The organism is Nitrospinota bacterium (genome assembly GCA_009873635.1).
GTDB lineage: Bacteria > Nitrospinota > Nitrospinia > Nitrospinales > VA-1 > LS-NOB.
Map to the genome: position 1 here is coordinate 44,177 of WAHY01000003.1, position 10,372 is coordinate 54,548.

A 10,372-nucleotide genomic window follows, 5' to 3' on the forward strand; every position below is an offset into this window, starting at 1 on the left:
AAAAAAAGCAGGAGTCGAAAACCCTGAAATGGTTGGAAAAGAGAAAAGGGATTCAGCGAGAGGTCGGAATCTCTCTCCAGCCTGTTTTTCGGCATCTAATCACGGGGAAATCAGGGTGAATGGGAAAAAACTTGCCGGCAGTGCTCAGCGTCGTTTAAATGGAGCTTTTTTACAGCATGGTTCTATCTTGATTGATAAGGATATTGAGCTGGCTCATAGCCTGCTACGTTATTCTTCAGAAACCGAAAAAAATAAGGTGTTCCAGGATTTTGTTTCGAATACGTTAACTTTAAGAGATTTGTTGCCGACAAAAATTGAGTGGGAAAAATTATGCCAGTGTTTTGCAGATGGATTTCAGGAATCTTTCCCCGGACTATGGGAGTTGGATCTTTTGAATTCTTCGGAAGAGGTGCTGGTGGAAAGATATTTAAAAGAGAGTCAATAATTGTTTTCAAGGCTTTTTCAACCTTTTAATTCTCAAGTTTTTATAAAAAAGTAAACTGTATGACTGATTTTTTCTCCGGTAATTTATTGTTACCTTTGGTTGGATTGTTTATAATGCCCGCTCTTTTACTTCCAATGGCGATTAGTATTTTTTGCATTTGATGGTTTTGTAAATCAAGTTTTACTTAAATTATCTTATCTGGAGATGACTTGGTTCTGGGTTTGGCCAGGGCTTTGCCTTAATCTGAATTTAAAACGAAATTTCAAAGAAGTGATAAACCTTATTGAAGGCTTTCTTTTAAGTTTGGTCGTTATTCAATTTCAGTAGGAAATAAAAATCAAGGTTGTGTGGTGCAGATTAAATTTTGGGGGGTTAGAGGCAGTATTCCTTCAGGAAGCCCGGAAACAGCTGGTGTTGGGGGGAATACGACTTGTGTTGAGATACGTTGCGGTGATGAATTAATTATCATCGACACGGGTACTGGTGTCCGAAATCTCGGTATGTCTCTCATGAATGAGATGCCTTTAAAAGGAACAATCTTATTCAGCCATGTACATTGGGACCACATACAGGGTTTCCCTTTTTTTACTCCATTTTTTGTTCCTGGTAATGAATTCCGGATCTTTGGAGGCACAAGTTTGCCAACCTCTATTGAAGAAGTTTTAAACCAGCAAATGACGCCCCCATGTTTTCCGGTAAAGACTGATTTATTTGGCTCAAAAATTACCTATCATGATGTGAAACCAGGTGACATCATTGAGGGGAATAATTATAAAGTGACTTTGGCACCTTTATATCACCCAAATGGGTGTTATGCTTATCGGGTTGAGCATGAAGGGCAATCCCTGGTATTTTCCACTGATTGCGAGCATTATGAGGACAAGCCTGATAAAAACCTGATCGAGCTTTGTCAGGATGTTGATGTTTTAGTTTATGATGCGCAGTATACTGAAGACGAATATTATGGACGTAATGGTCAGTTCTCACGTAAGGGATGGGGACATAGTACGATGGGGGAAGGGGTCAAGGTTGCACAAGCTGCAAATGTAAAAAAACTGGTTTTGTTTCATCACGACCCTTCTCACGATGATAATTTTATCAAGCAGATTGAAGCAGAATCTCGCCAACTTTTTCCACAAAGCATAGCCGCCTATGAAGGCTTGCAAATTGACTTGTTACAAGAAGCTTTGCCCAAATCCCTTTTTGATTAAGGATTTGGCGCTAGCCTTGCTCATTTTGGTGTTTATTAATGGGTGTGGAGGCTCTCAACCGCATGTTGCTGACAACCCCGCCAGTCAGCGTTTTTTAGATATGACCAGAAAGTGGCTTATCCCACAAGATTATTCCCCAATAATGGCGACATTCCTTCGTGCAGACCAGAATGAATTTTCTGATTTGATGGTCCTTAACGAATCGAAACCGGGGAAACCTCAATTGCAAACTTTCCTGAATCGAGAGGGAAAAAGTTTTACTCAGAAAGAAATGGGGAAGTGGATTGATCAATTGAAAGGCCCAATCCTGTCTTTTGCAGCAACAGACTTGAATCGTGATGGAGTTGATGACCTTGCCCTTGTCATGCAAAAATCGGGCAAGTTATCTACAAAAATTCTATTTAACAATAGAAAGGGGTATTTTTACGGGAAGAATAATGAAGGTTCTTATCCTCTCAGAAATGGGATAGATAAGGTTGTGGCTGGGGATTTTGATCAGGATGGAGACAAAGATCTTTTTTATTTTGGCCAAAAGGTTATCGATGCTGAGGGAAAAATAGCCGCTAAACAGACATACCTGTTAATAAATAAGGGTGACGGGAAAATGGAGGACTTGACAGCCTTGCTCATACCTCGCTTGCCTGCTGGAATTAGTGATGTTTCTATTGCCGACTATGATGGTGATGGGGTTGTGGATATTTTTCTGGTATACAGAAAGAAACAAAACAGAATTTTGATTAATAATGGGGTAGGAAGGTTCGAGGACCGTACGGCATCGCATCTCCCGCGTATTATAGATGACAGTGAGCATGCAGACTGGGCTGATTTTGACGGCGATGGCGATAATGATCTTCTGGTGGTAAACCGATCTATCAATAAACATTACCGAGCATACCCCAGAGAAACCATGTATTTCCTGGAAAATAGGGGCGGCGCACATTTTAAAAAACGATCACATAAAATGCTTCCCCGTTATCCTTCTTATAAAGTTTATCTGTTGGATGCGAATGGAAACACTAAAACCGATGCCTTGATCTTGACCTCAAAAGGAGTTTATTATTTACAGGGTAGAGGGCGATGGGGATTCACCAATGAAACTGAGAGGCGTCTTCCTCGCTTCCGGTTTTTCAAAGAGATGACTTTTGCCGATGCCAACAAAGACGGGTTTCTGGATCTTTTCGCCCTGTCTCCAACACCCGGTAGGAACCGGATTTGGCTGAACCGTTTTGATTAAGGAAATACTATGTCAAAGTTTAAAAAAATGACTTTTCTCAAAGTGCTCTCAACCGTTGCCTGGGCGGACGGCGAGATTTCACAGTCTGAAATCAATATTTTTAAAACATTTTACAGAAAATTTAATCTGGACAAAAATGAGCTGGATGAATTAAAGCCCTACCTTTTATCTCCTGTTTCAAAAAAAGAAAAAGATGAGCTATATCGTCAGATGATTGCAGAGCTATCATCCCCTGATGAGAAGAAAGAAATCATGGTTGCCCTGGAGGCTATGGTCGATGCGCACAAGAGAATAAAGAATGACGAGAGAGAATTGGTCAACCAGTTTTCTGAGTGGTTGGAAAAATCTTCACATACAAAAAGGTCTTTAGGGAGAATCAGGAACCTGTTGCAAAGGACAATTTTCAAGCATGCGCGTGACCTGGACCCGGATATGGAAAAATATTTTAAACGCCGCGTCCTGAAAAAAATTGAACTGAAGAGTGCGCACTCAAAAAACACTACAAATCTACCCGAGGAAAAACTCTATTTTATTTGTCTTGTTGGTACGATGTTGGCGGCAGTTGCGCATGTGGATGACCATTTTGACCCTAAAGAGAAAAAAGCGTTAAAGCGTTGTCTTTCTGATCAGTTTGCTTTGAAAGGGAAAGAGTTGACCTTGTTGTTTGAAGTGGTTGAAGAACAGGCCCGCCAGGGTTTTGATTTTCATGAGGTGGCAACAGAGTTGAATCGAGTGGCTTCATATAATGATCGTATACATTTAATGGAATGCCTTTTCGAGATATCCATTGCCGACGGGAAAATGGCTCATGAGGAGGCTGAAGAGGTCCGGCGGATCTCGAAAGCTCTTCGTATTCCACATAAAACTTTCATTGAATACAAGGTTCGCGCTCTGGATAAAATAAGGTGAGGTTCACCCTGTTGCTCCGGATTCTTTGTGTTTAAAAAGTTTGTGGTTCCAGCTGGTTTTACACAAGTGAAAACTCGAGGCGCATTGCAGGCTATGAAAAAAGAAAACCGAAAAAAGTTTTTAGGCATCATGTTCGAATGCTGCAATGTTTACCACCGTATTTATATAAATAAAGAAGGCAATGCCTATGAGGGGCGTTGCCCAAAATGTTTTGCCGAGGTGAGAGCTTTGATAGGGGAAGATGGTTCAACTTCCAGATTTTTTCGTGCTCGTTGAATGAAACTTGTTTTACAAAGAGTGGCACGTGCCTCAGTGTCTGTTGAGGGTGAAATTATTGCCAGCATTTCCCGGGGTTTGTTGATTTTATTTGGTGCGGAAAAGGGGGATGATCCTGATAAAGTAAGCTTCCTGTCCGACAAGGCTTTGCGCCTGAGAATTTTTCCTGACGATCAGGGGAAAATGAATTTATCATGCATCGATGTATCTGGTGAAGTGTTGGTGGTGTCTCAGTTTACATTGGCGGGTGATTGCGCAAAAGGCAGAAGGCCGGGTTTTGACAATGCGGCAAAGCCTGAGCAAGCGGAACTTTTTTATAAGCAGTTTTTAGAGAAAGTTTCTGAGTCTGGTTTGACTGTTCAGGGGGGCCGGTTTGGTGCCGATATGCAGGTGGAATTGGTCAATGATGGGCCTGTTACATTTTTGCTTGAGCGATAAATTTTATTCCTTGGATGTGCGAATTCGTGTTGGACGTTTGTGCAGGTCGTAACCTTTTAGTGTTTCAGGAAGTTCCATGTTGTCAAAGTCTGCACGTTGTGTTCGATACTTTTCAAAGAAAGTTTCAAGTTTTTCCCGGACCTTTTTGTGTAAATCCATCTTTCCGTTTTTATGGTAAATAATTTCTGCGATAAGAAGGCTTGAAATGGCGTCGTAACTCTGGTTTTCTGAATCGTAAGTCAGCCCCATTCTGTAATAGGCGTCTCCATAATTAGGATCAAGGTGTGTGGCTTTTTTTAGCGAATTAATGGCATTATCTATATCTCCCAAATCAGATTTAATACGCCCAGATGAAAAATGTGTTTTGGGATCATAAGGGCTTAGTTTGATTGATTCGTCCAGCTTGATAAGGGCGTCATCTTTATTTCCAAGTTTTTCATAAGCCCAGGCCAGGCTGTTCAAAATATTATTGTCCTCTTTATCCAGTTTGTATGCGGTTTCCCACTCTTCAACAGCCTTGGAGAATTTCTTCTCTTTAGCGTATATCACACCCAGGTTGTAATGTGCCATAGCATTGTATTCATCTAACTCCAGTGCTTTCTGGTAGGAAGCAATAGCTTTTTTCTTTTTCCCCATTTTTTCATGGACCACTCCTATGTTGACATGGGTTTCGGGGATGTTTGGATTCTTTTCCAATGCCATTCTCCAGAATTTCAGGGCTTCCCTGTTTTTTCCTGTTTTTGCATAAGCGGCCCCAAGATTATTGAATACGATATGTGGATTATTGTTTCGTTGTTGAGCGATCTTGAGATAGCGAAAAGCCTCTCTCTTATTACCATTTTTAAGATAAACTGAACCAAGGTCGGTGGCAATATTTGGTTGTGATGGGTTTAACTCGAATGATTTTATTAATGACTTTTCGGCATCAAGATAACGTTTTAAATAAAACTGGGCGACACCCTTTTCTCGGTAGGCTTCCGCGTAATCTTCTTTCAAACGTGTTGCTTCAATCAACTGGTTGAGCGCGGCATGGAATTCTTTTTTCTCGATGTAAACTTTCCCCAATTCGTAATGTCCTGTTGGGTCTTTCGGACTCTTCTTGATCTGTTCCGAATAAATTTCATATCTTCCTTCAAGCGAGTCCTCCGTCGGGCCACAGGCAAAAAGTGAAAGGATAAGGGCAAGGATGAAAACTCGAATGATTGTCATGTGGTGTCGCATAAAACGGACTAACTTGAAAAGTCTGGTTGGAGCAATTATGAAACCCGAAACGCGGCTATAAGCAAAGGGCAAAAGGATGGACAGTGCTAAAAGGGAATAGCACCTCGGGCGATTTCCATTAAAAATGATGGGAACAATCCAATAGCCACGACCACCACACAACTGACAGTGATTAATGCTCCCATGCCCTTATAGATCACCGGTTGTTGAGCGTTTTCATCATCATGAAAATACATCATTACTATAACACGAAGATAAAAATACACAGATATGATACTGGCAATGACTGCCATAACAGTTATGAGAATGTAGCCTTGTTTGACTGCAGCATAAAACACAAATAGTTTTCCGAAAAACCCGGCGGTTGGAGGAAACCCGGCAAGTGATACCATAAACAGACTCATGGCAGCGGCCAATAGGGGGCTTTTTTTGGCTAAACCTTTAAATCGGTTTATGGAGTTGCCTTCCTGGCCTTCTCCTTCCATGGTAAAGACAACGGCGAATGCGCCGATGTTCATGAATAAATATACAGCCAGGTAAAATATTATGCTGGCCATTCCTTCCTGGCTGTTTGTGACGATACCAATTAGCAGGTAGCCGGCGTGTGCGACACCGGAATAGGCAAGCATCCTTTTTAGGTCATCCTGAAAAATTGCGGCTGTATTTCCTACCAGCATAGTCAAAACTGATGCTCCAAAAAGGATAGGCATCCAGATTTTTTCTAGTTCCGGCAAGGAAATGAAAAATATACGGGCGATCACTGCGAAAGCCGCTGCTTTGGTTGCAACAGACATAAACCCTGTAATGGGAGTTGGTGCGCCCTGGTAGACATCTGGAGTCCAGGAGTGAAATGGCACCAGAGAGATTTTAAACGCTAGCCCGCAAAACATTAAACCCATTCCAATAAATACCAGGGTGTTCTTGGTGTAAGGGTTTTCGTTAATGAGTTGCCCTATCATTCTGATTTCGGTTGTACCGCTCCCGGCATAAACCAGGGCCATTCCGTAAACCAGAATGGCAGAGGCAAATGCCCCGGTAAGGAGGTATTTCACGGTTGATTCTTGTGAGGCCAAAGTTACCCAGCTTAATTCCGTATTACTGTTGGGGCCTTCCTTGCCGGTTCCATGTTTAGCGGAAAAGCCACAAAGAATATAAAGTGAGATTGAAAATAATTCCAGCGATACGAATATTGTAATCAGGTCGCCAGATTTGGCCATAAACATCATCCCTGCTACCGACATCAGTAGAAGGGTGAAGTATTCTGCTTTGTTCTCATGGTTTTCCTGCGGGTACCGAACTGAGCCGAAAACCGCAAATAAAGACATCAGCAGGAATATCAAATTGAAGGTAAGTGCGAAACGGTCATTGATCAGGGCACCGCTGAATATGTCGGAACTATTACCGCTTCCAGCTGTTGGGGCTCCTCCCCAAAGGGCAAGAGTGAACAGTAATGCCGCACCAATGCCAGCCAGCGAAATAGTAGACAGAAAGGAGAGGGTATTCATCCCCTTTTTTAGTCCGGCCAGCAATATGAAAAAAGCGGTTGCCAGAATGATAAGCTCAGGGCCAATTGCCGCCCAGTTCATATCGTCAAAATTTATCACGACTTCCATAGGTTTCCTGCGAGGACTTCTGCCGTTATTTGGGGCTACAAAAACCCCACGTTAAATCAATAATAATGGTGTGTTTTATAGTATTTCCGGGTTTTTTGCAACCCTGTTTAAAAACCTGAAATCTGGATATTACAGGTGGGTGGGATTTTTCCCACAAAAGCACTTGCGAATCGGCTCAATTCCCTGCAAGATGGGCCTTTTTAAACCCTGTTTTTGGAGAAGTTTGTGGATATCAATGAAGCAAGAGCCTATCTCAATTATCTTCTTACGCTTGGGCTTCGTCAGGAAGAGGCGTTTGGTCCCATGGCACTTGATTTTATTCGGGAAACTGAATTCGATGCGATTGGTCTTTTACCGGAAGAACAGTTCAGCCTCATTATGGCAACGGTTCAGGCTCTGGCCCATGAACCAAAACGTTATACCCTGAAGCTTGAATTGCTTAAGCGGGCACTGAATCTGGTGGATAAGACCAGTTATAAAAATCCACAGCTGACTCGACAAATTGAACAGGATATCAAAAAGACCACTGCTGAGATCGGTATATATAATGAAGCGATGCGTCCTGCTAAAACGGGATCAGAGGAAAAACAACGGCTGGTGGTGCAGACAGAAGCACCTGAATATTTTCTCGATATTGCCCAAAAGCGGGCTTCTGCCTATTATCAGGATAAGTTTGGGCTCAGTAAAGAAGAGAAAACGGCGCAACATTTTGGTGGTGGGCCGAGAAAATTCGAGCCGGATAACCCCAAGGTGCATCGCGAATACCCAGGCGCATGTGGACCTTTCATGAATGCACGCACCAATGCTTTTCATTTAATGATGCCATTCGATATCAAGATCAGTAGAAAACCCGATGATCCCCTGGATGCAGGCATGCGGGCTTATTACTGCAAGATGGGCTACTCGTTCCCATTGGGATTTGAAATGGGAAAGATATGCAGCTTCCATGACGGAGAGATTCTGGATATTGCCATGGATGATCCAAACCTGATATTTCTTTCAGTGTCCCGGATCAAGGAGAAAGAATTCAGGGCTCAAAACTATCCTGGAACACCTGAAGTCCCGGTGGAATATGCATACCCCCGCGCGGTTTTGGAACGAACCGGAACTCTTGGGCCTTATGTGCAGGTGGTTTCAAATTTTAAGATCTGGTTCGATGCAAATCAGACATCAATTCTCATTCAAGGCGCGCCTGATCTTTATGAATACGGGCTTGAAGGTGGTTCCGGCCTGATGGTTAGAAGTCATGCCGCCGATAAGGTTCCTGCCTACGTCGAGAACACATCGCTTCCCTGGCAAGAGGGAATGAGCTTTAATTTTGTAAATATACATCTGACTCTTAGTCCGGGGGCCGAAACAGCTATTGTTCCTTATAACACTCCGCTTTTTACAGTTTACCCCGTATTACCCACTCAAAATTTTAAATGGATGGATGTATCGGAAGCCTGAGTTAATACTTTTAAGAACCTGTGGATTTCTGTTTCCAGTTATGCGTTATACTGGTCAGTAAAACAGTTTTGATACCGGTGGCCGATGATTCGATTTGATAAAATTCTAAGCAGGGTGGTATTAGGAATTTTATTTTCGTCTGTTTTTCTTTCCCGGGTTTACGCTTCTCCCATTCTTAACTCTCCAATTCAAGTCACATCCAATCCGGGTGAAGACTTTGCGCCCGCTGTTTCAGCAGACGGGAAGTTGATGGTTTATGTCTCGGATAAATCAGGCAATCTTGACTTATGGTTAAAACATTTGGGGCCGGGCATCCAGCTGCCAGACCAACAGTTGACTTTTCACAGCGCTGAAGATGGCAGTCCTGAGATCAGCCCAGACGGGAAAAGAGTGGCGTTCGTTTCACACCGCAGCGATCCAAGGGGAGATATTTATATTCTCGACCTTGCTACTAAGGAAATTATGCCTGTCATCAGGAAAAAGGGAGAGGAAAGAGGCCCTGTCTGGTCATTGGATCAAAAGCACTTATTTTTTTCATCTCGCTCATCCAATAACTCCACACCGGTTATAGAAAAAATAGAACTGGATGGATCAAGACGATCTGAAGTTTTGAATCCGGGAGGTGTGAACTTATCATTATCTCCTGATGGGAAATATCTTGCTTTTGTGACGGGTGAGACGAAGAGCGATTTAAAAGTACTTAATCTGGAAACCAACACCGCACAAGTTTTGACACAAGGTCCACTTATTGATCTATCTCCTCGCTGGTCCATCGACGGACAGCGCATACTATTTGCCCGCTACCAAAATGATACAAACCATGATGGACAATTGGGCATTGATGATAACCCGGATATCTGGAGTGTTGAATTTAAGTCTGGGAAAGCAGGTCGGTTGCGCCAATTGACGGCAAGCTCTTCTTATGATTTCCTGCCGCGACCTCTTGACGAGAAATATTTTTTATTCACCTCTCATCTTAAAGGAAGTTCGGATATATGGAAATTACCTCTTTCAGGATTAATGGGCTCAGCCAAACCAGAAAATATTGTTGACGAAATATGTTCTGAATGGATGGCCAGCTATTCCTGTGTGCTGGTCTTGAACAATTCAGAAAAATCCTCCAGAACTCTTTTCCATTTGGCAAAACAATATCTGGGGCTGGGAAATGAAGAATCCGCGCGTCCCATTTTGAATCAGATCCTGACTAGCCAGGAAGACGACAGGCTGTATCAGGGGCTCGCTGAAATAGAACTTCTGCTTTTGGATTTGCAGGACGATCCTTTGAATAGGCACGAAGGTATAGACAGGCTGGATAAAATTACTGCCAGTTATTCAGGTATCAAACGGGTGGAAGCCAAAGGCTTGCTTGAGCTGGGGAAGTTGTCCCTCGTGTTGGAAAAACCTGGTAAGGCCCTGGAATATTTTCAAAAAGTGATTCGTCAATATTCCTCTGAGCGAGACATCTCTGCGGAAGCGGCGTTTTCCCAGAATCGTATTTATGCTTCGGTTGGAAACAGGGAAAAGCTCGTCGATTCGCTGATTCAGGTGATGAGGGATTATCCAGATGTCGGGTATT

Annotated in this window: 9 protein-coding genes and 1 pseudogene (1 of these 10 only partly in view); 8 read left to right on the forward strand and 2 right to left on the reverse strand. The window is 42.8% G+C overall.

Features of this window, described 5'->3' with window-relative positions:
* The first annotated feature begins 28 nt into the window (after positions 1–28).
* The 6 genes from F3741_02920 (at position 29) to F3741_02945 (ending at position 4,513) form a co-directional block, all read left to right on the forward strand.
* Complete coding sequence (locus tag F3741_02920; protein MZG29751.1) at positions 29–445, forward strand: lipoate--protein ligase family protein; 417 nt, start codon at positions 29–31, stop codon at positions 443–445.
* A 347-nt stretch (positions 446–792) separates the two neighbouring features.
* Positions 793–1,656 carry an MBL fold metallo-hydrolase gene (locus F3741_02925; protein ID MZG29752.1) on the forward strand — a complete coding sequence of 288 codons (864 nt, stop codon included), beginning with the start codon at positions 793–795 and terminating at the stop codon, positions 1,654–1,656.
* Positions 1,598–2,890, forward strand: coding sequence for a VCBS repeat-containing protein (locus F3741_02930; GenBank protein MZG29753.1), 1,293 nt, complete (start codon positions 1,598–1,600; stop codon positions 2,888–2,890). Before F3741_02925 ends, F3741_02930 begins: the two co-directional genes overlap by 59 nt.
* Positions 2,891–2,899: 9 nt before the next feature.
* Positions 2,900–3,799, forward strand: a complete 900-nt coding sequence (locus F3741_02935) for a hypothetical protein (GenBank protein ID MZG29754.1) — start codon at positions 2,900–2,902, stop codon at positions 3,797–3,799.
* A gap of 93 nt (positions 3,800–3,892) precedes the next feature.
* Positions 3,893–4,075 carry a hypothetical protein gene (locus F3741_02940; protein MZG29755.1) on the forward strand — a complete coding sequence of 61 codons (183 nt, stop codon included), beginning with the start codon at positions 3,893–3,895 and terminating at the stop codon, positions 4,073–4,075.
* The gene (locus F3741_02945) at positions 4,076–4,513 is read left to right on the forward strand and encodes a D-tyrosyl-tRNA(Tyr) deacylase (GenBank protein MZG29756.1); all 438 of its coding nucleotides are present in this window, start codon (positions 4,076–4,078) and stop codon (positions 4,511–4,513) included.
* Positions 4,514–4,516: 3 nt separating this feature from the next.
* Here F3741_02945 and F3741_02950 read toward each other — a convergent pair whose 3' ends face one another.
* Both F3741_02950 and F3741_02955 read right to left on the reverse strand, forming a co-directional pair.
* Complete coding sequence (locus F3741_02950) at positions 4,517–5,734, reverse strand: tetratricopeptide repeat protein (protein ID MZG29757.1); 1,218 nt, start codon at positions 5,732–5,734, stop codon at positions 4,517–4,519.
* Positions 5,735–5,820: 86 nt separating this feature from the next.
* Entirely contained in the window at positions 5,821–7,347 is a 1,527-nt protein-coding gene (locus tag F3741_02955; GenBank protein MZG29758.1) for an NADH-quinone oxidoreductase subunit N, read from the reverse strand.
* A gap of 225 nt (positions 7,348–7,572) precedes the next feature.
* Between F3741_02955 and F3741_02960 the strand changes: the two genes are divergently transcribed.
* Both F3741_02960 and F3741_02965 read left to right on the forward strand, forming a co-directional pair.
* Complete coding sequence (locus F3741_02960; GenBank protein ID MZG29759.1) at positions 7,573–8,796, forward strand: hypothetical protein; 1,224 nt, start codon at positions 7,573–7,575, stop codon at positions 8,794–8,796.
* An 84-nt stretch (positions 8,797–8,880) separates the two neighbouring features.
* A pseudogene (locus F3741_02965) lies at positions 8,881–10,372 on the forward strand (CHAT domain-containing protein); it runs 6,194 nt beyond the window's last position.

Bases quoted from the DNA above. Each gene is read 5' to 3' on its own strand.
- F3741_02920 (MZG29751.1), top strand. From the start codon at position 29: ATGGTTGGAAAAGAGAAAAGGGATTCAGCGAGAGGTCGGAATCTCTCT.
- F3741_02930 (MZG29753.1), top strand. From the start codon at position 1,598: ATGAAGGCTTGCAAATTGACTTGTTACAAGAAGCTTTGCCCAAATCCC.
- F3741_02935 (MZG29754.1), top strand. From the start codon at position 2,900: ATGTCAAAGTTTAAAAAAATGACTTTTCTCAAAGTGCTCTCAACCGTT.
- F3741_02940 (MZG29755.1), top strand. From the start codon at position 3,893: ATGAAAAAAGAAAACCGAAAAAAGTTTTTAGGCATCATGTTCGAATGC.
- F3741_02945 (MZG29756.1), top strand. From the start codon at position 4,076: ATGAAACTTGTTTTACAAAGAGTGGCACGTGCCTCAGTGTCTGTTGAG.
- F3741_02950 (MZG29757.1), bottom strand. From the start codon at position 5,734: ATGCGACACCACATGACAATCATTCGAGTTTTCATCCTTGCCCTTATC.
- F3741_02955 (MZG29758.1), bottom strand. From the start codon at position 7,347: ATGGAAGTCGTGATAAATTTTGACGATATGAACTGGGCGGCAATTGGC.